Origin of the sequence: Pseudomonas sp. CFBP 13710, assembly GCF_014842235.1 — a bacterium.
Lineage (GTDB): Bacteria > Pseudomonadota > Gammaproteobacteria > Pseudomonadales > Pseudomonadaceae > Aquipseudomonas > Aquipseudomonas baltica.
Genome location: NZ_JACYVJ010000001.1, coordinates 38,108 through 63,199, shown reverse-complemented (window position 1 = coordinate 63,199; position 25,092 = coordinate 38,108). Strand labels below are relative to the sequence as shown.

Below are 25,092 nucleotides of genomic sequence, written 5' to 3'. Positions count from 1 at the left end.
AGCGGCGCATGTTTTCCACCAGCCTCACCGCGACAGACCTCCTGTACATGCTCGATGGCGCCTGGGTCACCCTGCAACTGACATTCTGGGCAATCCTGGCGGGCTCCTTCGGCGGCTTGCTGTGCGGCCTGCTGCGGGCCCTCGCACCGCGCGCCAGCCTGCCGCTGGCGTGGGTGCTGGACGTGTTCCGCAGCGTGCCGTTGCTGATCCAGTTCGTACTGCTCAATTCGCTCAAGAGCATCGTCGGATTGAACATCAGCGCGTTCAGCGTCGGCTGCATCGTGCTGGGCGTCTACGCGGCGGCGTACTTCACCGAGATCGTCCGCAGCGGGGTGCTTGCCGTGTCGCCATCGGTGCGCCGGGCCAGCCGCTCGCTCGGCCTGAGCTATTGGCAAGACCTGCGCTACATCGTCCTGCCGATGGCCACCCGGGTCGCCTTCCCCGGCTGGCTCAACCTGGTGCTTGGCGTCATGAAGGACACCGCGCTGGTGATGTGGATCGGTATCGTCGAACTGCTGCGCGCGTCGCAGACCATCGTCACGCGCATACAGGAGCCGCTGCTGGTGCTGTGCATCGCCGGGCTCATCTACTACGTCATGAGCCTGGTGGTCGCTCGCCTGGGCGCTCGTCTGGAAAGAAGGTGGCAGGAAAATGATTGAGATCGACAACGTACACAAATCCTTCGGCGAACTGGAGGTCATCAAGGGCGTCAGCCTGACGGTGAGCAAGGGCGAGGTGGTGTCGATCATCGGCGGCTCGGGTTCGGGAAAATCCACCTTGCTGATGTGCATCAATGGCCTGGAGCCGATCCAGAAGGGCAGCATTCGAGTCGACGGGGTCGAGGTCCACGGCAGCAGCACAAACCTCAACCAGCTGCGCCAGCGAATCGGCATCGTGTTCCAGCAATGGAATGCCTTTCCCCACCTCACCGTGCTGGAAAACGTCATGCTGGCGCCACGCAAGGTACTGGGCAAGAGCAAGGAGCAGGCCGAGGCGCTGGCCGTGCAGCAGTTGACCCATGTCGGCCTGAGCGACAAATTCAATACCTTTCCCGGCAAGCTCTCGGGCGGCCAGCAGCAGCGCATGGCGATTGCCCGAGCGCTGGCCATGTCACCGGACTACATGCTGTTCGACGAAGCCACCTCGGCGCTCGATCCGCAACTCGTGGGCGAAGTGCTCGACACCATGCGCATGCTCGCCGAAGACGGCATGACCATGGTGCTGGTGACCCACGAGATTCGTTTCGCCCGCGATGTGTCCGATCGCGTGGCGTTTTTCCGCAACGGCCTGGTGCATGAGATCGGCAGCCCGGACCAGGTCATCGGCAACCCCTTGCAGCCGGAAACGGCCGCGTTCCTGAAGTCGGTCAAATAGGCGCTACCGATACACGAGCGGGCACATCGCTTACTCGCGACAACATGGCTGGAACCGCATCACCCTTTTCAAACAATGTACGACTCAAAGCGTATACGAAATACCATTAATCAGCGGAGCAAATCGAATGAGCAAGCGCATCAACTGGAGTGGCGTATTCCCGGCTGTTACCACTCAATTCAACGATGACTTTTCCATCAACCTGGAAAAGACTCATCAGGTGATTTCCAATGTGATTCGCGACGGCGTGTCAGGCCTGGTGGTCTGCGGCTCGGTAGGTGAAAACACCTCGTTGACCGCCGAAGAGAAGATCGCTGTCACCGAAGTGGCCGTCGACGCCTCCGGTGGGCGCGTGCCGGTCATCTGCGGGGTGGCGGAATTCACCAGTGTCGCTGCCGCGAAAACCGCCAATGCCGTACGCAAGGCCGGCGTGGACGGCGTCATGCTGATGCCGGCACTGGTCTACGGCTCCAAGCCTTTCGAGACCGCCGAGCACTTCCGTTACGTGGCCAAGCACGCCGACGTGCCGTTGATGGTCTACAACAACCCGCCCATCTACAAGAACGATGTCACCGCCGAGATCCTCATTTCCCTGGCCGACTGCGACAACGTGGTGTGCTTCAAGGACTCCTCCGGCGATACCCGGCGTTTCATCGACGTGCGCAACGAAGTGGGCGACCGCTTCGTGCTGTTCGCCGGCCTCGACGACGTCGTCCTGGAAAGCATCGCAGTGGGCGCCGAAGGCTGGGTGTCGGGCATGTCCAACGTTTTCCCACAGGAAGGCGAAACCATCTTCCGCCTGGCCAAGGCCGGACGCTTTGCCGAAGCCATGGAAATCTACCGGTGGCTGATGCCGATCCTCCACCTGGACGCCCGGGCGGACCTGGTGCAGTGCATCAAGCTGTGCGAAGCGATCATGGGCCGCGGCAGCGCCCTCACTCGCCCACCGCGCCTGGCCCTGCCGGATGAAGACCGTCTGTTCGTCGAACGCATCATGGCCAAGGCCCTGGCCAACCGCCCCACCCTGCCCGACGTCGGTCTTTGAATCACGACCGGGCCAGGCGCATCCGCCAGGCCCGGGTACCTGTCATTGCCACTCCAGGAAGCCTGATCATGTCCACTTCTTCCAACGCGACCACCCCAGCGGGACTCAAACGCGTCGTGGCGGCCGCCATGGCCGGAACCGTCGCCGAATGGTACGAATTCTTCCTGTACGGAACGGCCTCCGCGCTGGTGTTCGGCCAGCTGTTCTTTCGCCAGACCGATAGCCCCATCGACGGCATCATTGCTGCCTTCGCGCTCTACGCAGTGGGCTTTCTGGCCCGCCCCCTGGGCGGGTTGGTGTTCGGCCACTACGGCGACAAGTTCGGCCGCAAGCGCCTGCTGCAACTGAGCCTGGTAGTGGTGGGCATCACCACCTTCCTGATGGGCTGCCTGCCAGGTTTCGCCACCATCGGCTACGCGGCCCCGGTGCTGCTGGTGCTGCTGCGGCTGATCCAGGGCTTCGCGTTCGGCGGCGAATGGGGCGGTGCCATCCTGCTGGTGTCCGAGCACTGCCCAGACAACCGTCGCGGCTTCTGGGCCAGCTGGCCACAAGCAGGCGTGCCGGCGGGCAACCTGATCGCTACCGTCGCCTTGCTGGGGCTGTCCACCGGGCTTTCCGAGGAGCAGTTCCTGGCCTGGGGCTGGCGCGTGGCGTTCTGGCTGTCGGCCATTGTGGTGCTGATCGGCTACTGGATCCGCAGCAGCGTCGACGATGCGCCTATCTTCAAGGAAGCCCAGGCGCGCCAGGCATCGATTCAATCCGAACAGCTGGGTGTGGTCGAAGTACTGCGCCATCACTGGCGTTCAGTGTTGGTGGGAATCGGCGCGCGGTTTGCCGAGAACATTCTGTATTACACGGTGGTGACCTTTTCCATCACCTACCTCAAGCTGGTGGTTCACAAGGACACCTCGCAGATTCTGCTGCTGATGTTCGGCGCGCACTTCCTGCACTTCTTCATGATTCCGCTGATGGGCTACCTCTCCGACCTGGTCGGCCGCAAACCGGTGTACCTGACCGGCGCGGTACTGACGGCGTTCTGGGGTTTCGTCGGCTTCCCGATGATGGACACCGGCAACAACTGGCTGATCATGGCGGCCATCACTCTGGGCCTGGCCATCGAATCCATGACCTATGCGCCCTACTCGGCACTCATGGCCGAGATGTTCCCGACCCATGTGCGCTACACAGCGCTGTCGCTGTGTTATCAGGTGGCGCCGATCTTCGCCGGCTCGCTGGCGCCGTTGATCGCAATCACTCTGCTGAACAAATACAACAGCTCCACGCCCATCGCCTGGTACCTGGTCGGGGCTGCGGTAATCTCCATCGTCGCCGTCAGCCTGACCCGTGAAACCCGTGGCAAGTCGTTGCGCACGGTCGATGCCGAAGCCGCCGCACGCGTGGCGGCCTCGGAACAAACGGGCGTGTCGCGCGGCAAACTGGCCTGAGCACTTGCGCTGACGATGGCCGTCAGCGCGCCCTCAAAGCCCCAGATCACTCAACCCTGGGTGATCGTCGGGGCGCCGCCCCAAGGGCCAGTGGTACTTGCGTTCGGACTCGGCAATCGGCAGGTCGTTGATGCAGGCGAAGCGCCGGTGCATGAGTCCGTTGGCGGCGAACTCCCAGTTCTCGTTGCCGTAGGAGCGAAACCAGTTGCCCGAATCGTCATGCCACTCGTAGGCGTAACGCACGGCAATGCGGTTGTCGGCGAAGGCCCACAGCTCCTTGATCAGGCGGTAGTCCAACTCCTTGCGCCACTTGCGCTCGAGAAACGCCTGGGCCTGGGCTCGACCTTCGATGAACTCGCTGCGGTTGCGCCAGTAGGTGTCGTGGGTATAGGCCAGCGCCACTCTGGCGGCGTCCCGGGTGTTCCAGCCATCTTCGGCACCACGCACTTTCCGAATGGCGGTTTCGACGGTGAAAGGTGGCAACGGTGGGCGGTTTTCCTGGTTCATGGCGAGGATCCTAGAAAGGCTTGTAGGGCAGGAACTTGCCGTCCAGGGTGATCACAGCACGCGATCCGCCTTCGGGATCTTCGACTTTCTTGATGTCGAGTTTGAAGTTGATCGCACTGATGATGCCGTCGCCGAATTGCTCATGCACCAGAGCCTTCAAGGTAGTGCCGTAGACCTGGACCATTTCGTGAAAGCGATAGATGGTCGGGTCGTTGGACACGTCTTCGGCGTTGCCGCGCAACGGTATGGTCTGCAACTGAACGACCGCTTGCGCGTCGAGGCCCAGACGCTCGGCCACCACTTCGGCAACCGCCTGCGGCAGCGGGTGTTGGCCCAGCAGCGCGGCCGTCACATACACCGTACTCAGGCCGGTCCCCTCGGACAGCGCCGCCCAGGTCAGATTGTGCGTGGCCTTGGCCTGCAGGACTTGTTCGGTCAAGGTCTGACGCGGCACCTTGGAAACGTTGCTCTGGGACATGGTGATTCTCCGGACTGAAACGCAGGGTCGATTGGACAGCTTGGCAGCAGGGAATCATCGAAACCTACCACAATGATCAGGGCTGCCTTGCACAATTTCAGCTGGGGTTCGATTCGTGCCGCTGCGTCCCATTGGTCACCTGAGCGCTGCGGTTGGCCCGGCAGGACAGCGGGAGGAAGGCTGAACGCGCTGCACGCTCGCGCAAACTTTTCCGTGGTTCAGGCGTCAGCTTGATAGCACATCTCGCTATTGCAGCGCCCCCCTGCCCTTGCACAAGGACTCATCATGGTTTTCTTCATCTTTCTGCTGGCCTGCGCCGCCGCAGCCAGCACCGGTGTCATCTTCAAGCCCGGCGAATGGTACGCCTCGCTGGTCAAGCCGCGTTTCACCCCGCCCAACTGGGCGTTTCCCGTGGCCTGGACGGTCATCTACCTGCTGCTGGCGTGGGCGGGCTATCGGCTGACCCAACTGCCGGGCAGCGAGACGGTACTGGCGCTGTGGGCCGCGCAGATCGCCCTGAATACCCTGTGGACGCCGGTATTCTTCGGCGCCCATCGCCTGCTCGCCGGGATGGTGATCATCGTGGTCTTGTGGCTGGTGACCGCCGCCATGGTTGCCCTGGCAATGCGCCTGGACGTCATCACCGGGCTGATTCTGTTCCCCTACCTGGCCTGGCTCTGCGTGGCCGCGGCGCTGAACTTCTCGATTCTGCGCAACAATCGCTGACGCTACGGTTGCGCGGCTCCCACTCGGCCATGGTCAGATCGCGAACGCCCCGACCAATGCGGTCAGCCCGACCGCCAGCCGCGACACTTCTCCGCTGGCAGTGGCCGTTTGCGTGGCGCCGGCTGCGCTCTGGATCGAAAGGTCGCGAATGCTGGTGATGTTGCGGTCGATTTCCCGCGCCACCTGTGCCTGCTCCTCGGCTGCAGTGGCGATTACGGTATTGCGTTCGCTGATGAGGTTGATCGATGCCGATATCTGACTGAGCGATGCGCTGGCGTGCTGCGCCACGGCCGACGAATCGCTGGCCATCTGCTGACTCTGCTCCATGGCTTGCACGGCCTGCACCGAATCGGTCTGCATGGAGCCGATCATCTTTTCGATTTCCTGGGTCGACTGCTGCGTACGGTGAGCGAGGGCGCGCACTTCATCCGCCACCACGGCGAAGCCTCGACCCTGCTCTCCGGCGCGGGCCGCTTCGATGGCCGCGTTCAATGCCAGCAGGTTGGTCTGTTCGGCGATGGCGCGAATCACCTCGACCACCGTATTGATCTCCCGCGCCCGTGACGACAGCTGCTTGACCTGGGTGCTGGTGCTGCCCACGTTGGTGGCCAGTGCCTGAATGGCGGTGAGGGTCTGCTCGACCTTGCCCAGCCCATCCCTGGCCAGGGACTGGGTGGTTGCCGACGCGTCGGCGGCCTCTGCCGCATTGCGTGCCACCTCATCGACGGCCGAGCTCATCTGGGTGACGGCGCTGGCAGCCTGATTGACCTCGTCGTTCTGGCGCGCCAGACCGCGGCTGGATTCCTCGGTCACGGCGCTCATCTCTTCCGAGGCGGCAGCCAACTGGCTGGAACTGTCGGAAATGTGCGCGATGGTCTGGCGCAGGTTGGCCTGCATCTGGGCCAACGCGGTGAGCATGCTGGCGGCCTCGTCCTGCCCGACCACGACGATCGTTTCGGTCAGGTCCTTGCGCGCGATGCGCTGGGCGATCTGCACGGCCTCCTTGATCGGCTGGGTGATGCTGCGGATCAATAGCGCAGCGAGCAGGATGGTAGCCAGCACGGCCGCAGCCATCAGCCCGATGACCCAGTTGCGTCCCGACTCGAACGTCGCCAGCGCCGCATCGCCGGCATCCGTGGCACCGCGGTCGTTCAGCGCCATGAGCTGGTTGACCTTGCCTTCGAGGGTATTGGTCAACGGACGAATGGCCGTGTTGATCAAGGCAGTTGCCGCAGTGGTGTCGGCAGCACGCAGCATAGGTTCCAGCTGACCCAGCAGTTGGTCATACGTTGCCGCATCGGAGCGTATGGATTCGTAAAGTTTACGGTCATCGTCGCTCGCAACGGTGCTTTCGTAGTGCTTGATGGTTTCCTGAAAAGTACGGCGATAGCCCGGAAACGCAGCAATCGTCTGTTCACGAAGCGCGGCATCGGTGGTGGTGGCACCGCGCATGCTTTCGAGCCGCAACCTGAGCAGTCCGCTGTTCATCTGACCCGCATCGCGAATGCCGAGCATCCAGTTGGTTTCCACGTCCTGCTCGGCCTGGTAGAGCTTGTTCATCTGAACGATGGAGATACTGCCCAGAAGGATCACGACCGCGACTACGGCCGAGAAGAAAGCGATCGCCCGAGGGGCGAGATTGAGGCGTCGGATGATCATGCAGGATTCCATTGCGATCGGGGGTTGATGACAACCATCATCGGCCCGCCGGCAGGAATCTTGAGCATGGGGCAGGTCGGCGCCTATCGGATATGGCTCACGACGATAGCGAAACGAGCGCGATCAGGGCCTGCAGCGGATCAGGGCCTGGCGAACAGGAGTTTCAAGCCGGCTGCGGCAAAGACCATCGCCAAGGTGCCCTCGATCCAACGGCGCGCCTTTCCATAGGCACGCACCATTGGGGCCGTAGAGAAGACCAGTGCATAACCGCCAAAAATGGTCACGCTAAGTACGGCGCAACCCGCCAGGATGATCGCCACGGTCGAGCTCGTCGCGCCTGGGCCCAAGCCCAGGGTCATCGTAGCGATCCAGCTCAGGAGGGCTTTCGGATTGGTAAGGTGCATCAGTAAGCCCCGACGATACAGACTCGGCCAGGATGCCTTCGGTGAAGATGCCAACTCATCGGCAAAGCGTTGATTGGACGTGAGCGCGGAACGGCAGGCCTTGCTGGCCAGAAAAAGCAGATAGGCGCCGCCTGCCATCTTCAGAATGAACAGCGCGCCGGCGTATTGCACGAGCACTGCCGAGACACCCGTAGCAGCCATGGAACCCCAGAAGAACGAACCACTGATGACGCCTGCCGCCAGCACCAACGCCGGGCGTCTGCCTTGGTGCATCGCGACGCTCATGATTCGCATGTTGCTGGGCCCCGGGCTCGCTGCGCCGACAATGTAGGTGACGAACACCAGAAGCAGATGGTGAATATCGAACGACATAAAGGGGCCCCACTCTGTTGCGTCGCTGGCAATGTACTCAGGTACCCTATAGCAACGCCGGTCGCCGATGCAAACCTGCGTATTTCGTCCGAAAATGAGGAGTTCTTTCATGTTCACAGGTTTGAGCGCATTCCCTTTGACCCCGCTGCGTGACGGTGTCGTCGACGAAACGGCCTTCGCCGGGTTGATTGAAAACCTGTCGTCGGCAAAGGTCGATTCCATCGGCGTTCTCGGCTCGACGGGAAGCTACGCATACCTGAACCGGGAAGAACGACGCCTCGCGACGCAGCTTGCCGTCAGCGTGGCCGGTGAGGTGCCCGTTATCGTCGGGATCGGCTCGGTCGCCACGCGAGATGTGCTGCTGCTGGCGGAGGATGCGCAGGCCGCTGGGGCCTGCGCGCTGTTGCTGCCACCGGTGAGTTACCAGAAGCTTGGTGCCGATGAAGTATTCGAGTTCTACGAAACCCTCGCCCACCACGTTTCGGTGCCGTTGGTGGTCTACGACAACCCCGGCACCACGCACTTCGAGTTCACGGACGAGCTGCACGGGCGCATTGCAGCTCTGCCGAATGTCGCCTCGATCAAGATCCCCGGCATGAACCTGGATCCAGCGCAAGCCTCGGCCCGGGTGGCGCGCCTGCGGGCGAGCATCCCTGCCCACGTCAGTATAGGCATCAGTGGCGATGCCTTTGCAGTGACTGGCCTCAATGCAGGGTGCGAGCTGTGGTACTCCGTGCTGGGCGGACTGTTTCCGCGAACTGCGCTGGCGCTCATCGAGGCAACGAAGGGTGCACACTCGGGCCGCGCCGTCGAACTGTCGGCAGGGCTTGAACCGCTGTGGGCAATGTTCCGTGAATATGGCAGTGTCCGGGTCATCGCTGCCGCAGCCGAGATCATGGGCCAGGCAGCAGCCAATTGCCTGCCTCTTCCCCTCAAGGGGCTCGACCGGCAGTCCAAAGAGCGCCTGGTGCAGATGCTGAAGGCGCTAGAACTCGCCTGAGCCTGGAGCCGCGAGGCCTGGGCCGGGGTCAGTACCGGTCGATCGACGCCTCGCCACCGGACGGCGCCTGAAGCTTGTAGCCCATGCTGTGCACGGTATGCAGCAGGGGTACATCGAAGGTTTTGTCAATGGTTCTGCGCAACATGTAGATGCCCGTTCGCAGGCTGTCGGAGTCGTGCGTTTCCTGGCCCCATAGCGCCAGTTCGAACTCGCGACGCTTCACTATCGCGGGGCTTTTGCGCATCAGCAACTCCAGCAGCACGAGGGTGGTGGGGTTGAGTTTGAGCAGCTTGCCCGCCCGCTTCACCTCCAGCGAATCCAGGTCGAAGGTCAGGTCATGGACCTGGAGCACGTTCTTCCGAACGCCTGTCGATCGTCGACTCACCGTCTCCACGCGAGCGAACAGTTCGGACAACGCGAAGGGCTTGATGATGTAGTCGTCGGCACCGACGCTGAAGCCGGTCAAGCGGTCTTCCAATTCGTCACGGGCAGTGAGCATCAGGATGGGCGTGTTCTGCCTGGAGACCGAGCGCAGCTTGTGGCAGACCCGATTGCCGTCCATGCCGGGCAGCATCACATCCAGAATGATGGCGTCGAAGTTGCCGGTCATCGCCAGGTGCAGCCCAGTGACGCCATCCAGCGCCCCGGTAACTTCACAGCCCTTGAGCGTGAAATACTCGGAGATGTTGGCGAGGATATCGGCGTGATCTTCGATAACCAGTATGCGCATGGAACCCTCTTTGTGATGTCAGGCGGAACAACGGAAAAGGTCACCCGCTCAGCGGCCGGCCGCCAGTTGTTTCGCCGCGTCAGCCGCATGCCCGTTGATCCCCCTGCAACTGGCGAACATATCCAACCCGGTGTCGTAGACACGGGTCTGCACATGCAGCAAGCCTAGCACCGAGTGAAACAGATTGTCCTGGCTCAGCGGTTCATGACGCGTCTGCTGCAGGCAGCGGCTGTCGACCGTGAGCGCGCGCTGATAACTTTCGGAAAGCCATACCAGCAGCGGCACGTGTTTCTGCTGATCGGGGGCAAGCATGTAAGGCGTGCCATGCAGGAACAGGTTGTACTCGCCCAGCGACTCGCCATGATCCGACAGATAGATCATTGCGGTGGCCAGATGATCCTGGTTGCTGCGCAGTACATCGATGAGCCGAGCCAGCACGTGATCGGTGTACAGCAAGGTGTTGTCATAGCCGTTGACGATACTCTCTCTGCTGCACGCATCCAGCGCATTGCTTTTGCACACCGGCGTGAATTTCTCGAACGCCTTGGGGTAACGCTTGAAATATTCGGGCCCGTGGCTGCCCATCTGGTGCAATACCAGAACGGTATCTTTGCTCAAATGGTCAATGAAGGCCTGCAGACCTTGCAGCAGAATTTCATCCCCGCACTCGTTGTCCGCGCACAATGCGGGATCTCTGTCATGGCTGACGTCCAGCAAAGTGACCCGGTCGCACGTCCCCTTGCAGCCAGACTGGTTGTCCCACCACACCACATCCAGCCCCGCGCGTTTGAGCACGTCCAGCAGGCCTTCCTGGTTTTTCGCGATGTCCGCCTTGTACTGCTTGCGGCCCATGTTGGAGAACATGCATGGCACAGAGACAGCCGTTTCGGTGCCGCAGGAGTGCATGTCGGTAAAGGCCACCAGCCCTTGTTCCTGGGCAAGTTGCGGCGTGGTCTCGCGCTCGTAACCCAGGATGCCGAAGTTCTCGGCGCGCGCACTTTCCCCTACCACCAGTACCGTCAGTGACTTGGGCGCATTGCTGGCCACGTTGACGGCTCGCACGGCGTCTTCGCCGATGGCCCGGAATGGCTGTCGTGCCGTGGACACTTGTTCGCGTGCATAGGCGATCGAGGCACCGATGTAATTGCTCGGCACCACCATCAGGCGCAACTCGTGATGATTGCGCAACAGTGACGACAGCCCCTGATAGTCCACCAGCGCGACCACGGCAATGACCGCCGCAGAGCCCGCGCCGACCAGTGCCTTGCTGACCAACTGGCGATGCACTTTGCGGTAGGCGATGGGCGTTTTCCACAACAGCACCGACGGCAATACGCCCAACAGCAAAACATAGATCCAGAGCATCGGAGACAACAAGCCTTGTACTTCGGTGATATTGGTTTCCACCAGATTGCGAAGCATGCCAACGTCCATGAGCACACCGTAGTGACTCATGAAGTAGGTGACACTAGCACTGGTAAGAAACAGCACCGTCAATACCGGTTTGAATATGATTGGAAACGCCACTATCGTCAGGACGATATTGAACACGCCCAACAGCATGATGGCAAACGCAAGAGCAAGTTGTGTTCCAGCGCCACCCTCCCCGGTAATTGCAGCCAGATGCTGCCAGAGGGGCACATTGAACACCACCAGCAGAAATACACTGGCAAGCACCGTCGCGGTTTCCGGGCGTACAGGTTTGAGTTTGAACATGGGAGTCTGCCGTCGGGCAAAGAAGCGAGCCGTGCGCCGTGCTACGGTTGTCGATGGCGCGGACTCTAGACGCGGATAATTCAAATTTTCGTGAAAGATTCGCGAGGAAAAGCTCGTTGCGAGTCCGTTTCGAGGCATGCGCTGGAACACAGCAATGCGATCGCTTCCTTGAGCCGAGGCGAGCACTACTTTCCACGTATTTTTCACAGTTCGTTCACTTCGTTCTGAACGGCGCAAACTTATCGTCGCTCGTAACGCAAGCGGCCAATGGATCATTGATGGCAGGCCGTCGTCGTTACTTCCCCACGTAACTTTCACCTGTTCTTCATCATTGGATCGGAGCCTGTCATGGCTATCGCATTACCTGTTGCTGCGTCCCGGCATTTTGACTTTCGATTGGCGCTGGGCATTCCGCTCGTGCTGATGGCAACGATGCTGTGGCTGTATCCGCCCGCCCTCGACTTCGCCCTGGCGCAGATCTTCTACGTGCCGGGGGTTGGCTTCATCGGACGCCAGAGCTACTGGCTGGAAAACATTCTGCATGATCGCGCCAAGCAGGCGGTGATCGCCTTTGCCGTACTTGCACTTGCAGGTTTCGTGGCAAGTCTGTGGGCCACGCGCCTGCGCCAATGGCGTCGACCACTGGGGTATGTGGTGCTGGCGATGGCGCTGACTACGTCGGTGGTGACGCCGCTCAAGGTGCTCACAGCCGTGCATTGCCCCTGGAGCCTGAAAGAGTTCGGCGGCCAGGAAACCTATACACCGTTGCTCAGCCCCCGCGCCGCAACGGAAAAGCCTGGTCTGTGCTGGCCCGGCGGCCATGCGTCGAGCGGCTTCTCACTGCTCGCCTTGTTCTTTTTCTGGCGCGATCGTCGCCCACGCACTGCGCGAATCGCACTGGCGGTTGCGCTGACACTGGGATCGGTCTTTTCGCTGGGGCGAATGGCGCAAGGTGCGCACTTCCTTTCGCACAACATCTGGACGCTGCTGATCGATTGGGTCATTTGCGTGCTGTGTTATCGCTGGATTCTCTACCGCCCCTCGACACAGCCTTCACCTGTGCCGGCTGCGGCCCTGGTGCCCGACGGGTACCGGCGATGAACGCCCTGTGGAGACCTGGTAGACGAACTGGGATGCTGCTGAGCCTAGCCTTATCGGCAGTAGTGTTGAGCGCCTGCCAAACGACCCGGGAGCGGCTATTGGCCGAGGGCTACCCTGCCCCCTTCGCCAGCGGCTTCGAGGACGGCTGCGGCAGTGGTCGGCACGCCGCGCAAGCCTTGGGCGATTTTCGCAAGAACGTGCCTGTGTACCTTTCGGATCGTCAATACGCCACCGGCTGGGACGACGGCTTCCGGCAATGCCAAGCCAGCGCCATCGCTGACTTCCAACGGCATGTCGGCATCGACAGCAAGGAAGACCGCGATTGGCGCCACGCAAAGGATCAGGGGTGGGGCAAGGCGCTTGGGCGCTGATCGAACGCGCTTTTGCGCGAAACAATCTGCGCGCTAACGAAAAAAAACGAGTGAAAGGGACAACCGGGTGTCTATTCCAATCAAGCACACCTCGCTCGATTTCAGACATTTCATTCGCACACCCACCCAGGACACTCATCGATGCATGACAGCATAAAGTGGCCGCTGACCCTCTACTTCGACGGTGACTGCCCCCTCTGCGCCCACGAAATCAAGGTTCTGAGGGCGCGTGCCTTGCCCGCACGCCTGCATTTCACCGATATCAGCGATCCGGCGTTCGACGCTCAATCCTTGGGCTTCACCCACGCGCACATGGAGTCGTTGCTTCATGCCCGGTTCAGCGATGGAACATGGGTCACCGGCCTGGACGCGACCCTCTGGAGCTGGCGCGCCGCGGGCCTCGGCGTCTGGGCCGCGCCGTTGTCCTGGCGCTGGGCAAGACCGCTGTTGAACGTTGGCTATCGCCTGTTCTGCCGCTGGCGTCCGCATCTGGCCTGGCTGCCCCACCCGGACGGCAGTGCCCGCTGCAGGAACGGCAGTTGTGCAGTTCCCGAAGCGAACAGTGCTGGGCAAAAGCGGCCACGGTCCGGGCCGCGTTGAGAGCAGTTCCGACTTGGCTCGTCATAGAATTGATGGCTGACATGCAAATGCTTGGGGCCCTAGCTTGCACATCACTGCTACGGCCGGCTTGAGGTTGCCAAAAATGACAACTGGCGTATCATGACGATAAACGCCAGGAAAACATATGGATGTTCTGAAGAAGGATCGATTTGACGACGCATGCCGTAGGCACCCTACCTGCGCCACTGCCCTCAAAGCCTGCTATCGAATTCTGTGTGCATTGGAACCCAGCTGTTACAACGATCTGGCAGACCTGTTTGGGAGCCGGTTGGATCTATTCAAGCCCCGGGCACAGGTGGGGTGGGTTGTGATCGATATCGGCGGCAACAAATTGAGATTGATCGCAGGCGTCAATTACAAGCGACAAAAGCTGTACGTCAAACACATCTATACCCATGCTGAATATGACGCTGCAAATGACTGGTATGCCAGAAACAACCAGGGGGCGAAACCATGACCACCGTACTTCAAGATCCTCAAAGCATCCGTGCTGCCTTGGAAAGCCTTCAAGTATTGGTTGAGCAGCTACGTGAGTCGTTCGTTGGCGGCATCCATAGCCCCGCCGAATACGCGCGTGCGTCTGCGCTGCTCGACGAGCTGACTGATGGCCATACCCTGAACAAGTATGAAGAGCAGGTACTGGTCGAGCTCGAAGATGCGCTTCTTGATTACGAGCGTGATTCGCAGCAATTCGAGGCCATCAACGCCCATTTGAAACCCACCAGCACTGCCGTGCAGCTGTTGCGTGACTTCATGGAGATGCTGGGGCTTACCGGTTCGGATTTGCCCGAAATTGGCGATAAGCATGTGGTGTCCAAGGTGCTGGCCGGGACGCGCCCCATCAGCCACAAGATGGCCTATGCGCTAGCACAGCGCTTCCATACCAAGCCAGATGTATTCATCGAGGAACCCAAGCCCACGTGTATTGGATGAACCCTGCACCCATCTGCGCCGGTGGCCCGCTACCTGCCGGCATCGAACAGTTCAGCGCCTGCCAAAGCCATATGCTCCTCTCGTCGTGTTTTGCCCGGAGAAAAAACTAGAAACATTTTGAAACATGCACCTCGGATAACCACTCCATAGTCTTTCCCCCAAAGACTATTCCATGAAAACGCCCCGTCCTGCCGCACGCCTGGAACCCCTCGAGCAACTGCGCAATTTGAAGATGGCCCGATCCGCGCATGCCTATGTGCGCGGCAGCACCGTGCAATTCTATGAATGGCTGCAGTCCCAGTCCGGTCGGCGCTTGCCCAGTGGGCCGCCGGTGTGGATCTGTGGCGACTGTCACGCCGGCAACCTCGGGCCGACCGGCGATTTGAAGGGTCGCATCGACATCCATATCCGCGACCTGGACCAGACGGTGATCGGCAACCCTGTCCACGACCTGGTCCGGCTCGGCTTGTCGCTGGCGACCGCCGCTCGCGGCTCGGACCTGCCCGGCGTGGCCACCGCGCGCATGCTCGAAGAGATGATGGTGGGCTACGAGCAAGCCTTCGAGAACAACCAGGAAGAACAGCCGCAGCGTCCCGCGCAGGTCAAGGCTGGCATGCGCAGCGCTGTGCAGCGTACGTGGAAGCATCTGGCGCAGGAACGCATCGAAGACATGCGTCCGACGATTCCGTTGGGCAAGCATTTCTGGGCGCTCTCCAAAACCGAGCGCAGCGCCATCAAGACCTTGTGCGCCACCGACGAGATCCATGCCCTGGTCACGTCCCTCAAGGGCCGCTCGGGGAGTGACAGTGTCGAGTTGCTGGATTCGGCTTATTGGGTCAAGGGTTGCAGCTCCCTGGGCCTCAAGCGCTATGCCGTGCTGCTCGGCGTGGGCGACGACGATGACCAGGAACTGTGTCTCCTGGACGTCAAGGAAGCGGTCGCTGCCGCAGCACCGCGCACGGTGCGCGCAGGCATGCCGCGCGATAACGGCCGGCGCGTGGTCGAAGGCGCCCGGCATCTGTCTCCGGGCCTAGGCAATCGGATGCTGGCCACGCGGATGCTCGACCATGGCTTCTTCATTCGTGAACTGCTGCCCCAAGACATGAAGCTTGAGCTCGACCAGTTGAGCGAAACCGAAGCCATGCGCGCGGCGAGTTACCTGGCCAGGGTCGTGGGCGCCGCTCACGCACGGCAGATGGACCTTTCGACCAGGGCCGACTGGATGCGCGAGTTGCAGACGAATCGTTCGAACACGCTGGACGCGCCGTCCTGGCTATGGTCCAGCGTGGTTCATCTGGTGGGCAGTCATGAGCAAGGGTACCTGGAGCATTGCCGACGGTACGCGTTGCAGAATTGAACATCGGCGCTCGCGCACAGGACTAAATCGAAACCCCGCGCAGCTGCGCCACAAAGGAAACCCCAGTATGCATATTCTTCACATTGCCAGCTCTCCGCGTGGCGAGCGTTCCGCCTCGCTGAAACTGGCCGCACGCTACCTCGAAACCGTCGCTTCGCATCAGCCTGACGCCACCGTCGACGTGCTGGATGTGTGGACCACCGATCTGCTGCCTTTCGACGGTCCTGCGTTGAATGCCAAGTACGCCGACCTCGAAGGCGTGGAAATGACTCCCGAGCAGGCGGCGGTGTGGAAGCAGATCCACGCCTTGGGCGAGCGCTTCCATCGTGCGGATGTGATCGTTTTCAGTGTGCCCATGTGGAATTTCGGCGTGCCCTACCGTCTCAAGCACCTGATCGACTCGGTGTCGCAACGCGGCGTGCTGTTCGATTTCGACGAACAGGGCATGTGCGGTCTGCTCAAGGGCAAGAAGGTGGTGGTGCTAGCCACCCGCGGGGTGGTGCTGGGCGAGGACTATCCCACCGAGGATTACGACCATCAGGTTGCATTCCTCAGAACCTGGGCACGCATGGTGGGGATTCCAGCCATCGACACGGTGGAGTCGGAAGCGACGCTGGGCGATGCCGCAACGGCCGAGGCCAGTTTCAACGCCGCCCTGGATGCAGCCACCAAGCTGGCTGCATCCCTGTAGCACTGCGACCGTCAGCGCTGATAGACCACAGCGCGCCGATCTGCCCCTGGGCACTGATCGGCGCTCCCCGGCGCGCCTTCCTATAGCTTGAACCGCGCCACCACGGTGCGCAGCTCCGTCGCCAGCAACGAGAGCTCTTCTGCGGTCACGGCGTTGTCTTCGATACCTTCCATCAACGCCAGGCTGCCATTGCGAATCTCGGTCACGTTGCGGTTGATGTCCTCCGACACGGCATGCTGCTGGACGGCCGCGCTGGCGATCTGGGTGTTCATGCCGACGATCTGCTCGACGCCATCGCTGATGGCATCCAGGCTGGTCGAGGCCGCATCCGCGGACTGCAGGCATTCCTGCGCGCGCTGCTTGCCAGCCTTCATTTGCTCGACGGCAGCCGCGGTGGCCAATTGCAATTCCTGGATGATCCGGCGGATCTCTTCGGTGGAGTTTTGCGTACGCGATGCCAGGGTCCGCACCTCGTCGGCGACCACCGCGAAGCCGCGGCCCTGCTCACCCGCACGGGCGGCTTCGATGGCGGCGTTCAAGGCCAGCAGGTTGGTCTGGTCGGCAATGTTGCGGATCACTTCGATGACCCCACCGATCTGCTGGCTGTGCTGGGCAAGCGCCGAGACCTTCTGCGCGCTGCGCTCCACTTCGTCGGCCAGGGCCTCGATGGTGACCTTGGTTTCGTGCATCTGCGCCAGCCCGGCATGGGAAGACTGGCTGGCCTGTTCGGCCGCGTGGGCGGCACCTTCGGTGTTCTGCGCGACGTCGGCAACGCTGGTGGTCATTTCGTTGATGGCCGTGGCCACCTGCTCGGTTTCGCTTTGCTGGGTGTTCATCGAGCGTTTGGCGCGGTCGATGGACACACCCATGCGCGTGGCGGCGTCAGACACCGACTGCGAGCTGCGCTCGACCTGAGCCAGAGAACCACTGAAGGCCTGCACCATATGATTCAGGCTGTTGCCTACGTCGGCCATTTCATCCTTGCCGCGGACCTGGACGCGCGTGCTCAGGTCGCCCTGGGCAATGAGCTGGGTGGCCAACAGCACATCCTGAATGGTACGCCGCATGGCGCTGTAGATGCCGCAGAACACGTACACCAGCAGCAGGCCGACGAGCGCGAACATGCCAATGATGAACTGGCGTTGAGCATTCTTCTCCTCGACACGGTGTTCCAGCCGATTCAGCAACTCCACCTGCAGGGTGTCCTGGGCCTTGTACAACTCAGCCACCACTGCATTGCCCTTGGCGGGTACGTTCTGCACGTTGCCCAGTGTATCGCTGGTCGAGGACGTCACCGCGTCGAGGTCCGCACGGAAGCCCTCGAGGCTTGCGAAAGCGCTGTTGATCGGTGCCTGGATCCGATCGGCGAGCGCGGGCTCACGGCGACGCAGCAAGGCCAGGCTTTGCTGCAGTTCCTTGTGGATCAGCAGTTCGTTCTTGAGCATCGACTTGATCACGCCGCGCGTAGCCGGGCTCAACACCTGCCCTTCACGCAGGCCGCTGGCGAGCCCACGCAGTTGCCCGACGATGTTGATCTGGCGGGGCAGGCGCAAGGTGCTCTGGTCGATCATGAACAGCGATGCGTAATCCTCATCCAGCACCATCCCCGACGTGGCCGACACGTAGTAGACAAAATTCAACGTCTCGGTGAGTTGGTCGTTCCACGCGTCGAACACGCCGCTCTGGTCGGCGCCCGGCTTGGCCTGCGCCATCAACCGCGTGGCTGCTGCGTGCAGATCCTGGACGCGGTCACCGGTTTCCAGCGGCTCGTTGAACTGGCGGTCAGTGGCGGCCAGTTTCGAGAATGCGTCCTCCAGCTTCGCCTGGTTGGCCAGTACATCGGCTTGCGCAGTCGAATCACCGCTGAGCAGGCGATTGCTCAGGGCGCGCTGCATCATGGACAAGCGCAGGATGGGCGTGACGTCCAGCAGGTAACGCTGGCCTGCCTGCTCCGAACGGATGACGGCAAGGCTTTCGTTGATTTGAACGATGAAACGGGTGCCCAGCAGCGCCAGGGGAATCAGGACGATGATTGCCAGTACCGCAAACTTCGTCGGAAAGCGTAATCGGTTGGCCAGTGCTACGGCAGGAGCAAGGATGTTCATGAGATTCTCACAGCCCGAAATGGGACGGTTCGTAATGGGTCTTGGGGTGAGAACGGTCCATTTCTCGGACGCCTGAGCTCTGCGTGGCCCATGAGGCTGACCGCAATCATTCCGCGGTCAAACGTCCCTATCGGTAGAAACCCCAATAACTTTACAAAAAGTTGTACATATTTTTATTTCTGTAAAGGTTTTGAACTTTTCAGGCTGGGTAATGTCCTTTTGGCATCATTGCATCCTGGGTCGATTTCCACCGTAGATTGGGGAAAGTTATTCATCACAGTCGATCCGAAAGGTCCGAAAAAGGCATCTACCCCGGCGTTAAACTGGTGGTATCTCTTGGATCTTGGGCAGGCACTATGAATCCGGAAAAACCTCTACACGATCTGGCTGGCCACGACGCGTTCAGCCGCACCTTCCAACAGGGTCAATTGACCATTGGTTTCATTTCCCCGGCCAGTGGCTACCCCGACAGCCCCTTTCCAGGCCTGTCGGACCAGGCCGAGATCGTGCAAAGCCTGGATCGCAGTGACGCTGCAGCCTTGTGGCTGCGCGATGTACCCTTCTACGACCCGTCGTTCGGCGACACCGGCCAGGTGCTCGACCCACTGGTGTACGCCGGCTGGCTGGCCGCGCTCACTAAACGGATCGCAATCGGCACGGCCGGGTTCGTTACGCCCCTGCGCGAGCCGGTCATCACCGCCAAGCAGATCACCACCGCCGACCAACTGTTGGGCGGCCGTTTTCTGGCCGGCATGGCGTCCGGTGACCGGCCCACCGAGTACCCCGCCTTCGGGGTCGACTTCGCCACGCGCGTGGAGCGCTATCGCGAAGCGGTGGCCTTGATCAAGACCCTGACCTCGGTATCCTTCCCGCGTTTGAAAACCGAACACTTCGGCCATCTGCGCGGCGACATCGACCTGGTGCCCAAGCCTGCGGCGTCACGCATCCCCATCATCGCCATTGGCCGTGCCGGCCAGAGCCTGGAGTGGCTGGGCGAACACGTCGACGCCTGGATCTGGCATGGCGATGCCCAGCGTATGTCGGAGGTGGTGCCGCACTGGCGTGAAGTGACCGCGTCGCGTGGTTTCGTACCGTTCGGCTATGGCGCGATGTTCGACCTGGATACCGATGCCAACGCACCGTTGCAGACCGGTCGAGTGCTGCGCGGCGGCCGTCATGCCCTCAAGGCCTTCTTCGCGCGCCAACGCGATGCCGGCGTCAACCATGTTGCCTTGAACCTCAAGCCAACACGGCGCCCGGCGCTGGAGGTGATTGCGGAACTGCAGGAGTATGTGCTTCCCGAGTTTGCGGTGGGGGCCGAGTAGGTACGACCCCGCTGCAGCCATCAGCCCTCAACGCTGGCCGGCCACGGCTGCACACAAAGCCGATTCTTGCCACTGCGCTTGGCCCGGTACAGTGCTTCGTCCGTGGCCTTTATCCAATCACGTTCGCTGGCATATTCATGGGAGTAAGGCACCAGGCCAATGCTCAGGGTCACTTCTACGGGCACGGTCAGGTCAGCCCAGTAGGCGAATCGTTGGCGAATGTCGTCCAACTGCCGGGTCGCTTCCGCGACGCTGACATCGAACAGCAGCAAACAGAACTCGTCGCCGCCGTAGCGTCCCGGCACGGCAGACGTCCCCAGCCCTGAACGCAGCAGGTTGGCCAGGCGGCCGATGATGGCATCGCCCACCAGATGACCGTGCTCATCGTTGATGCGCTTGAAGTTGTCGATGTCTATCAAGGCCAGCATCGCCGTCACCTCACCCCTCCTGCAGCGAGGAAAGATTTCGTCCAGCTTTTCCCTCCACGAAGCGTGATGGAGCAGGCGGGTCATGCCGTCCAGTTTACTGATGAGTTTGAAGGCCTTCTTGTGCACTGCCAGTTGCACCGAAACGCCGTAGCTGGCGCGGGCCACGATCAGCGGGTAGATGATCAGCATCGGCAGACAGGCCAGTTGCTGCAGCGCCGTGGTCGCCATCGACAACTCGAACCTATTCAGGCTCAGCGCCGTAAGCACACCCACAACCTGCAGCGCAACGCTGGCCCGTAACAGGCGCCAACCGCCTGCGGCCATCGCGTTCATGGCGACCATGGCAAGCAGCAGCACCGACGGCAGCAGGTTGAACGCCATCAGCCCTGCCCAGCCGCCGGCGAACAGGGCGTCCAGCATGAGGTTGCGCTGTTCGGCAGCGAAGGGATCCGAGGCATTGCGTGCGAGCAGGTACGCACCGGTTGGCCAGGCCACGAGGTTGGCCAACATCGCTGCCCATACCCACGTGGGCGTGCCGGGCTGATCCAGCAACACTGCACCGATGAAGAGCGCACTGAGCAGGCACCCTATCGAGCGCGGCCCGTAGATACGGCGCGCGAAACTTCTCCCCAACTCCTGGCGACTGAGCGGCATACCAAGGCTCCCCGCCTTTGCTATCGATGTGCCCTGTCAGAGCAAAGACGTGCCGCTGTCCGGTGGTCGACTGAGCGTCGAACGGCATGGCACTTTGGCATCGATTTTATAGCAAGTCGGGTTTGCAGTCAGCAGCCGTTCGGTGCACGGGCGATTGTTGCCAATGCACGCTGGACATTGGCCTCACTGGGCCTGGCCGTACTCCGCATCGCTGACCTGCTCCAGCCAATCCACCACCTTGCCGTCCAGTGCCTCGGCAATGGCGATATGGCTCATGCCAGTATCGGGCCGTGCGCCGTGCCAGTGTTTCACCTGGGGAGGAATCCACACGGTATCACCGGGGCGAATCAGCTGGCGGCCCTGGCCCTCCTGCTGCACGTAGCCGGCACCTGCGGTCACGATCAGCGTCTGGCCCAGCGGGTGGGTGTGCCAGGCGGTACGCGCGCCGGGCTCGAAAGTGACCGTGGCGCCGCCGATGCGAGCGCCGTCGGTGCCTTTGAATGGGGCATCGACCCGAACCTTGCCGGTAAAGTACTCGGCGGGCCCGACCGCGGACGGCTGCGAGCCTGCGGGCGTTACGGTGACATTGAGGGAGTGAGTGCCATTCATGGGCTGGGCTCCTTTGCTTTCAAACGTTAACAAGGACAATGAGAGCGCGGCGGCTGCGAGTGATTTCACCAAGAATCTTCCTGTGCTTTGCCGAAGAACTCCAATCTACCCGTTAGATGTCCGTCTGATTAGCCACTATAATCAGCATGGATAAATGAACTGGACTCATGAATGCTTCGCGACAATGCCAACGATCTTCTTGCCTTCCTCGCGGTTGCCAAGGAGCGCAGCTTTACCAAGGCCGCCGGCAAGCTTGGCGTTTCGCAGTCTGCGCTCAGCCACACGGTGCGAGCCCTGGAAGCGCGCCTGGGCTTGCGACTGCTGACGCGCACGACCCGCAGCGTATCCCCCACCGAGGCTGGCCAGCGATTGATCAGCACGGTTGGCCCCAGTTTCGCCGATATCGAAGTTGCGCTGGCGGCACTCAGCGAACTGCGCGACCGTCCCGCCGGTAACATCCGCATCAACGCCGTGGACCATGCTCTGGAACTGGTTTTGCGCCCGGTGCTGAAAACCTTCCTGCCCAAGTACCCCGACATTTCGATAGAAGTGTGTTGCGACTACACCTTCGTCGACATCGCGGCCCAGGGCTTCGACGCCGGCGTGAGACTGGGCGAGGCCGTCGCCGATGGCATGATCGCCACGCGCATCGGTCCCGACATGCGCATGCTCGTGGTGGGTTCACCGGCCTACTTCGCCGGACGCGAGCGCCCGGTCACACCGCGCTGCCTGCCCAACCATCTGTGCAACAACCTGCGCCTGCCCACTCACGGCGGACTGTATGCGTGGGAGTTCGAAAAGGACGATGAAACCCTCAACGTGCGGGTGTCTGGACAGGTCATCTACAACGGCGCGTACCAACTGCTCGACGCCGCCCTGGACGGGTTCGGCTTGAGCTTCATTCCAGACGACATGGCTGCGCCCTACATTGCCAGCGGGCAACTGCAGGTCGTACTCGAAGACTGGTGCCCCTGGCACCCGGGGTACCACTTGTATTACCCAAGCCGCAGGCAAGCGTCGCCGGCGTTTGCGTTGCTGGTCGAGGCGTTGCGGTATCGGGTGGATTGATGCTGCAGGGTGCGGGTATTCGTGGATTTCTCGCTCGCTCAACATCGGATATGAGGCGAGGCTGCACCGGCGCACTACCGGCATAGTCCATCCGTACTTGTACGATGTCTTATCACGCGGTATTACTGCATCTCCAAAAAAAAACAAGATCACGGAGATCGCTACATGGACTCGACCTTGTCCGCCTTGCCTGAACGCACTGCTCAAGGCAACACCCGCCGCAGCTTCCTGCATAAGTCCCTCGCCGTCTCTGCCTCGCTGGCGACAATGGGCGCCGCCGCCCTGCCCCAACTGTCGGATGCCGCCGAACCACTGAGCTCGCGCTACCCCGACCCGTTGGTTCACGCCCTCGACGATAGCTTCATGGCGTTGCATGTGTTCAACGCCAGCGTGGAAAAGCTCGCCACCGGCATGCGGTGGGCAGAAGGCCCGGTCTGGGTGGGCGATGGCCGCTACTTGCTGGTCAGTGACATTCCCAATAATCGCATCATGCGCTGGGACGAAGTCACCGAGGGCTTCTCCGTGTACCGCGAGCACGCCAACTTTTCCAATGGCATGTGCCGCGATCGCCAAGGGCGTTTGCTGGTCTGCGAAGGGTCGACCACCACTGCCGAGGGTCGCCGGGTCACGCGCACCGAATACAACGGAACGCTCACCGTGCTGGCCGACAGCTACGATGGCAAGCCCTTCAACTCGCCCAACGATATCGTCTGTAGAAGCGACGGCTCGATCTGGTTCACCGACCCGCCTTTTCAGACCCACAACAACTACGAAGGCCACAAGGTCACGCCGGTTCAACCCCATGGCGTTTACCGCATCGACGGCGACAGTGGCAAGGTCACTCGGGTCATCGACAACCTCGATGGCCCCAACGGCCTGTGCTTCTCCCCCGATGAAAAAACCCTGTACGTCGTCGAAGGCCGGGCCAAACCCAACCGCCTGGTCTGGGCCATTGCGGTCAAGGACGACGGCACCCTTGGCGAGCGCCGCAAGCATATCGAGGGGCTCGACTACGCCGCCATCGACGGAATCGAATGTGATGAAGAAGGCAACCTGTGGTGCGGCTGGGGCGGCAATGGCGATCCCAAGGCCGACCTGGAAAAACTGGACGGCGTGCGCGTGTTCAACCCCCAAGGCAAGGCGATCGGACACATTTCGCTGCCAGAACGCTGCGCAAACCTGTGCTTTGGCGGACGGGAAGGCAACCGACTGTTCATGGCCAGCAGTCATTCGATCTACTCGCTGTTCGTGAACACGCGTGGAACGACTTTCACCTCGTAGCAACCGGGCTGGTCTCGCTACAGGCTCCCCAGTAGCCAAACTCTAACCAGCCGCACAGACAGGCATGTGCGGCGACGCCCTTCTTTCTACCCTTTGACGAGCCACCCATGAACGCATCCGCCACGCGTCCCGTGTCGCAGTTTCTTTCCGACCCCAGAACCGTATTGCTTTTGGCTACCCTGTGTTGCGCCCTTTGGGGCAGCTCTTACCCGGCGATCAAGAACGGCTACGAGCTGCTGCAGATTGCCCCGAACGACGTGCCGTCCAAGCTGATTTTCGCAGGTTATCGTTTCCTCCTGGCCGGCCTGTGCCTGTTGCTGCTGGCGGTCATGATGGGCAAACCTGTCCTGCGCCTGAGCCCACGCACATTTGGCCAGGTGGCCCTGCTGGGTCTGGTGCAAACGGGGCTGCAATACGTGTTTTTCTACATTGGCCTGGCCTACACCACGGGCGTCCGCGCGTCGATTCTGAATGCCACCACCACCTTCTTCAGCGTGCTGCTGGCGCACTTCGTCTACCACAACGACAAACTGTCCATGCGCAAGAGCGTGGGCTGCCTGCTCGGATTTGCCGGTGTATTGACGGTGAACGCCGGCGCGGGTCCGCTCGATGCCTTGCCGTCCGTGCACGGCGAGGGCTTCATCGTGATCGCCGCTTTCGTGCTGTCGGCGGCGTCCATCTATGGCAAATATGTCTCCCACCGCATGGATGCGATGGTGATGACGGGTTGGCAGCTGGCCGTTGGTGGCCTGGCATTGCTTGTGGGCGGGTACGCGACCGGCGGAACCCTGGGTCACATGACAGCCACGTCGACCCTGCTACTCATCTATCTGGCCCTGCTGTCAGCGGTGGCGTTCACGCTGTGGAGCCTGCTCCTCAAATACAACCCCGTCGGCAGGGTCAGTGTGTTCGCGTTCCTGGTGCCGGTGTTCGGGGCCGGGCTGTCGGCGATGTTCCTCGGCGAGAGCATTTTCGAATGGAAGAACCTGGCAGCCCTGGTGCTGGTGTGTGTCGGTATCGCGCTGGTCACGCGCGCGCAGGTGCCTGGGGTTGCATCCAAGGCGAGCTAGCGCGTGCTTCTCATGGATATCG

The 25,092-nt window shown here is 61.4% G+C and carries 26 protein-coding genes and 1 pseudogene; 17 read left to right on the top strand and 10 right to left on the bottom strand.

The annotated features are described in order from the left end of the window. Positions 1-8 precede the first annotated feature (8 nt). From IFT44_RS00340 to abaF, 4 genes are all read left to right on the top strand, one after another. A complete protein-coding gene (locus IFT44_RS00340) occupies positions 9-659 on the top strand; it encodes an amino acid ABC transporter permease (RefSeq protein WP_122478598.1) in 651 nt (216 codons plus the stop codon). Then, the gene (locus IFT44_RS00335; protein ID WP_122478600.1) at positions 652-1,374 is read left to right on the top strand and encodes an amino acid ABC transporter ATP-binding protein; all 723 of its coding nucleotides are present in this window, start codon (positions 652-654) and stop codon (positions 1,372-1,374) included. The genes IFT44_RS00340 and IFT44_RS00335 overlap by 8 nt, the downstream gene beginning before the upstream one ends. 127 nt (positions 1,375-1,501) lie before the next feature. Beyond that, positions 1,502-2,419, top strand: a complete 918-nt coding sequence (locus IFT44_RS00330; protein WP_122478602.1) for a dihydrodipicolinate synthase family protein — start codon at positions 1,502-1,504, stop codon at positions 2,417-2,419. A 68-nt stretch (positions 2,420-2,487) separates the two neighbouring features. After that, the gene (abaF, locus tag IFT44_RS00325) at positions 2,488-3,864 is read left to right on the top strand and encodes a fosfomycin efflux MFS transporter AbaF (protein WP_122478604.1); all 1,377 of its coding nucleotides are present in this window, start codon (positions 2,488-2,490) and stop codon (positions 3,862-3,864) included. 33 nt (positions 3,865-3,897) lie between these two features. On the opposite strand, the gene IFT44_RS00320 is transcribed toward abaF, so the two are convergent. After that, complete coding sequence (locus tag IFT44_RS00320; protein WP_192175208.1) at positions 3,898-4,371, bottom strand: nuclear transport factor 2 family protein; 474 nt, start codon at positions 4,369-4,371, stop codon at positions 3,898-3,900. Positions 4,372-4,381: 10 nt separating this feature from the next. After that, entirely contained in the window at positions 4,382-4,849 is a 468-nt protein-coding gene (cynS, locus tag IFT44_RS00315) for a cyanase (protein WP_122478607.1), read from the bottom strand. A 285-nt stretch (positions 4,850-5,134) separates the two neighbouring features. On the opposite strand from cynS, the gene tspO reads away from it, so the two are divergent. Beyond that, the gene (gene tspO / locus IFT44_RS00310; RefSeq protein WP_122712873.1) at positions 5,135-5,575 is read left to right on the top strand and encodes a tryptophan-rich sensory protein TspO; all 441 of its coding nucleotides are present in this window, start codon (positions 5,135-5,137) and stop codon (positions 5,573-5,575) included. Between the two features lie 33 nt (positions 5,576-5,608). Here tspO and IFT44_RS21295 read toward each other — a convergent pair whose 3' ends face one another. From IFT44_RS21295 to IFT44_RS00300, 3 genes and pseudogenes are all read right to left on the bottom strand, one after another. Continuing rightward, on the bottom strand, positions 5,609-6,397 hold the full coding sequence (locus tag IFT44_RS21295; protein ID WP_446730937.1) for a methyl-accepting chemotaxis protein: 789 nt from the start codon (positions 6,395-6,397) through the stop codon (positions 5,609-5,611). A 66-nt stretch (positions 6,398-6,463) separates the two neighbouring features. Then, a pseudogene (locus IFT44_RS21290) lies at positions 6,464-7,234 on the bottom strand (MCP four helix bundle domain-containing protein); the annotation flags it as partial. A gap of 140 nt (positions 7,235-7,374) precedes the next feature. Next, on the bottom strand, positions 7,375-8,010 hold the full coding sequence (locus tag IFT44_RS00300; protein WP_192175206.1) for a LysE family translocator: 636 nt from the start codon (positions 8,008-8,010) through the stop codon (positions 7,375-7,377). Positions 8,011-8,119: 109 nt separating this feature from the next. On the opposite strand from IFT44_RS00300, the gene IFT44_RS00295 reads away from it, so the two are divergent. Further along, complete coding sequence (locus tag IFT44_RS00295; RefSeq protein ID WP_192175205.1) at positions 8,120-9,010, top strand: dihydrodipicolinate synthase family protein; 891 nt, start codon at positions 8,120-8,122, stop codon at positions 9,008-9,010. Positions 9,011-9,038: 28 nt separating this feature from the next. On the opposite strand, the gene IFT44_RS00290 is transcribed toward IFT44_RS00295, so the two are convergent. Together IFT44_RS00290 and IFT44_RS00285 are read right to left on the bottom strand one after the other, a co-directional pair. Continuing rightward, positions 9,039-9,740, bottom strand: a complete 702-nt coding sequence (locus tag IFT44_RS00290; RefSeq protein WP_192175204.1) for a response regulator transcription factor — start codon at positions 9,738-9,740, stop codon at positions 9,039-9,041. 48 nt (positions 9,741-9,788) lie between these two features. Then, positions 9,789-11,456 (bottom strand): phosphoethanolamine transferase, encoded by a 1,668-nt coding sequence (locus IFT44_RS00285; RefSeq protein ID WP_192175489.1) that lies wholly within the window; start codon positions 11,454-11,456, stop codon positions 9,789-9,791. Between the two features lie 348 nt (positions 11,457-11,804). Between IFT44_RS00285 and IFT44_RS00280 the strand changes: the two genes are divergently transcribed. The 7 genes from IFT44_RS00280 (at position 11,805) to IFT44_RS00250 (ending at position 16,530) form a co-directional block, all read left to right on the top strand. Continuing rightward, a complete protein-coding gene (locus IFT44_RS00280; RefSeq protein ID WP_185793599.1) occupies positions 11,805-12,557 on the top strand; it encodes a phosphatase PAP2 family protein in 753 nt (250 codons plus the stop codon). A 32-nt stretch (positions 12,558-12,589) separates the two neighbouring features. After that, a complete protein-coding gene (locus tag IFT44_RS00275) occupies positions 12,590-12,928 on the top strand; it encodes a hypothetical protein (RefSeq protein ID WP_122478620.1) in 339 nt (112 codons plus the stop codon). Between the two features lie 141 nt (positions 12,929-13,069). Continuing rightward, entirely contained in the window at positions 13,070-13,528 is a 459-nt protein-coding gene (locus tag IFT44_RS00270; RefSeq protein ID WP_192057336.1) for a thiol-disulfide oxidoreductase DCC family protein, read from the top strand. A 145-nt stretch (positions 13,529-13,673) separates the two neighbouring features. Further along, positions 13,674-14,006, top strand: coding sequence for a type II toxin-antitoxin system HigB family toxin (locus IFT44_RS00265; protein ID WP_192057337.1), 333 nt, complete (start codon positions 13,674-13,676; stop codon positions 14,004-14,006). Next, positions 14,003-14,482 (top strand): helix-turn-helix domain-containing protein, encoded by a 480-nt coding sequence (locus IFT44_RS00260; protein WP_192057338.1) that lies wholly within the window; start codon positions 14,003-14,005, stop codon positions 14,480-14,482. The genes IFT44_RS00265 and IFT44_RS00260 overlap by 4 nt, the downstream gene beginning before the upstream one ends. 172 nt (positions 14,483-14,654) lie before the next feature. Continuing rightward, the gene (locus IFT44_RS00255; protein WP_122478626.1) at positions 14,655-15,839 is read left to right on the top strand and encodes a DUF2252 domain-containing protein; all 1,185 of its coding nucleotides are present in this window, start codon (positions 14,655-14,657) and stop codon (positions 15,837-15,839) included. 67 nt (positions 15,840-15,906) lie between these two features. Beyond that, positions 15,907-16,530: an FMN-dependent NADH-azoreductase gene (locus tag IFT44_RS00250; RefSeq protein WP_122478628.1), complete on the top strand. Its 624-nt coding sequence runs from the start codon at positions 15,907-15,909 to the stop codon at positions 16,528-16,530. Positions 16,531-16,610: 80 nt separating this feature from the next. On the opposite strand, the gene IFT44_RS00245 is transcribed toward IFT44_RS00250, so the two are convergent. Continuing rightward, complete coding sequence (locus IFT44_RS00245) at positions 16,611-18,635, bottom strand: methyl-accepting chemotaxis protein (RefSeq protein ID WP_192175203.1); 2,025 nt, start codon at positions 18,633-18,635, stop codon at positions 16,611-16,613. A 356-nt stretch (positions 18,636-18,991) separates the two neighbouring features. Between IFT44_RS00245 and IFT44_RS00240 the strand changes: the two genes are divergently transcribed. Then, positions 18,992-19,960 (top strand): LLM class oxidoreductase, encoded by a 969-nt coding sequence (locus IFT44_RS00240; protein ID WP_192057341.1) that lies wholly within the window; start codon positions 18,992-18,994, stop codon positions 19,958-19,960. 20 nt (positions 19,961-19,980) lie between these two features. On the opposite strand, the gene IFT44_RS00235 is transcribed toward IFT44_RS00240, so the two are convergent. Continuing rightward, complete coding sequence (locus tag IFT44_RS00235) at positions 19,981-21,042, bottom strand: diguanylate cyclase (RefSeq protein WP_192057342.1); 1,062 nt, start codon at positions 21,040-21,042, stop codon at positions 19,981-19,983. Between the two features lie 183 nt (positions 21,043-21,225). Next, positions 21,226-21,720, bottom strand: coding sequence for a (R)-mandelonitrile lyase (locus tag IFT44_RS00230; RefSeq protein ID WP_446730929.1), 495 nt, complete (start codon positions 21,718-21,720; stop codon positions 21,226-21,228). Between the two features lie 102 nt (positions 21,721-21,822). Here IFT44_RS00230 and IFT44_RS00225 point away from each other — a divergent pair, with 102 nt between their 5' ends. The 3 genes from IFT44_RS00225 (at position 21,823) to IFT44_RS00215 (ending at position 25,070) form a co-directional block, all read left to right on the top strand. Further along, positions 21,823-22,719 (top strand): LysR family transcriptional regulator, encoded by an 897-nt coding sequence (locus IFT44_RS00225; protein WP_192175202.1) that lies wholly within the window; start codon positions 21,823-21,825, stop codon positions 22,717-22,719. Positions 22,720-22,884: 165 nt separating this feature from the next. After that, positions 22,885-24,000, top strand: a complete 1,116-nt coding sequence (locus IFT44_RS00220) for an SMP-30/gluconolactonase/LRE family protein (RefSeq protein WP_192102248.1) — start codon at positions 22,885-22,887, stop codon at positions 23,998-24,000. Positions 24,001-24,107: 107 nt separating this feature from the next. Beyond that, positions 24,108-25,070 (top strand): DMT family transporter, encoded by a 963-nt coding sequence (locus IFT44_RS00215; RefSeq protein ID WP_192102249.1) that lies wholly within the window; start codon positions 24,108-24,110, stop codon positions 25,068-25,070. Positions 25,071-25,092 lie beyond the last annotated feature (22 nt).

What these genes read in the sequence shown, in the direction of transcription:
- IFT44_RS00340 (WP_122478598.1), top strand. Translation starts at nt 9, where the DNA reads ATGTTTTCCACCAGCCTCACCGCGACAGACCTCCTGTACATGCTCGAT.
- IFT44_RS00335 (WP_122478600.1), top strand. Translation starts at nt 652, where the DNA reads ATGATTGAGATCGACAACGTACACAAATCCTTCGGCGAACTGGAGGTC.
- IFT44_RS00330 (WP_122478602.1), top strand. Translation starts at nt 1,502, where the DNA reads ATGAGCAAGCGCATCAACTGGAGTGGCGTATTCCCGGCTGTTACCACT.
- abaF (WP_122478604.1), top strand. Translation starts at nt 2,488, where the DNA reads ATGTCCACTTCTTCCAACGCGACCACCCCAGCGGGACTCAAACGCGTC.
- IFT44_RS00320 (WP_192175208.1), bottom strand. Translation starts at nt 4,371, where the DNA reads ATGAACCAGGAAAACCGCCCACCGTTGCCACCTTTCACCGTCGAAACC.
- cynS (WP_122478607.1), bottom strand. Translation starts at nt 4,849, where the DNA reads ATGTCCCAGAGCAACGTTTCCAAGGTGCCGCGTCAGACCTTGACCGAA.
- tspO (WP_122712873.1), top strand. Translation starts at nt 5,135, where the DNA reads ATGGTTTTCTTCATCTTTCTGCTGGCCTGCGCCGCCGCAGCCAGCACC.
- IFT44_RS21295 (WP_446730937.1), bottom strand. Translation starts at nt 6,397, where the DNA reads ATGAGCGCCGTGACCGAGGAATCCAGCCGCGGTCTGGCGCGCCAGAAC.
- IFT44_RS00300 (WP_192175206.1), bottom strand. Translation starts at nt 8,010, where the DNA reads ATGTCGTTCGATATTCACCATCTGCTTCTGGTGTTCGTCACCTACATT.
- IFT44_RS00295 (WP_192175205.1), top strand. Translation starts at nt 8,120, where the DNA reads ATGTTCACAGGTTTGAGCGCATTCCCTTTGACCCCGCTGCGTGACGGT.
- IFT44_RS00290 (WP_192175204.1), bottom strand. Translation starts at nt 9,740, where the DNA reads ATGCGCATACTGGTTATCGAAGATCACGCCGATATCCTCGCCAACATC.
- IFT44_RS00285 (WP_192175489.1), bottom strand. Translation starts at nt 11,456, where the DNA reads ATGTTCAAACTCAAACCTGTACGCCCGGAAACCGCGACGGTGCTTGCC.
- IFT44_RS00280 (WP_185793599.1), top strand. Translation starts at nt 11,805, where the DNA reads ATGGCTATCGCATTACCTGTTGCTGCGTCCCGGCATTTTGACTTTCGA.
- IFT44_RS00275 (WP_122478620.1), top strand. Translation starts at nt 12,590, where the DNA reads ATGCTGCTGAGCCTAGCCTTATCGGCAGTAGTGTTGAGCGCCTGCCAA.
- IFT44_RS00270 (WP_192057336.1), top strand. Translation starts at nt 13,070, where the DNA reads ATGCATGACAGCATAAAGTGGCCGCTGACCCTCTACTTCGACGGTGAC.
- IFT44_RS00265 (WP_192057337.1), top strand. Translation starts at nt 13,674, where the DNA reads ATGGATGTTCTGAAGAAGGATCGATTTGACGACGCATGCCGTAGGCAC.
- IFT44_RS00260 (WP_192057338.1), top strand. Translation starts at nt 14,003, where the DNA reads ATGACCACCGTACTTCAAGATCCTCAAAGCATCCGTGCTGCCTTGGAA.
- IFT44_RS00255 (WP_122478626.1), top strand. Translation starts at nt 14,655, where the DNA reads ATGAAAACGCCCCGTCCTGCCGCACGCCTGGAACCCCTCGAGCAACTG.
- IFT44_RS00250 (WP_122478628.1), top strand. Translation starts at nt 15,907, where the DNA reads ATGCATATTCTTCACATTGCCAGCTCTCCGCGTGGCGAGCGTTCCGCC.
- IFT44_RS00245 (WP_192175203.1), bottom strand. Translation starts at nt 18,635, where the DNA reads ATGAACATCCTTGCTCCTGCCGTAGCACTGGCCAACCGATTACGCTTT.
- IFT44_RS00240 (WP_192057341.1), top strand. Translation starts at nt 18,992, where the DNA reads ATGAATCCGGAAAAACCTCTACACGATCTGGCTGGCCACGACGCGTTC.
- IFT44_RS00235 (WP_192057342.1), bottom strand. Translation starts at nt 21,042, where the DNA reads ATGCCGCTCAGTCGCCAGGAGTTGGGGAGAAGTTTCGCGCGCCGTATC.
- IFT44_RS00225 (WP_192175202.1), top strand. Translation starts at nt 21,823, where the DNA reads ATGCTTCGCGACAATGCCAACGATCTTCTTGCCTTCCTCGCGGTTGCC.
- IFT44_RS00220 (WP_192102248.1), top strand. Translation starts at nt 22,885, where the DNA reads ATGGACTCGACCTTGTCCGCCTTGCCTGAACGCACTGCTCAAGGCAAC.
- IFT44_RS00215 (WP_192102249.1), top strand. Translation starts at nt 24,108, where the DNA reads ATGAACGCATCCGCCACGCGTCCCGTGTCGCAGTTTCTTTCCGACCCC.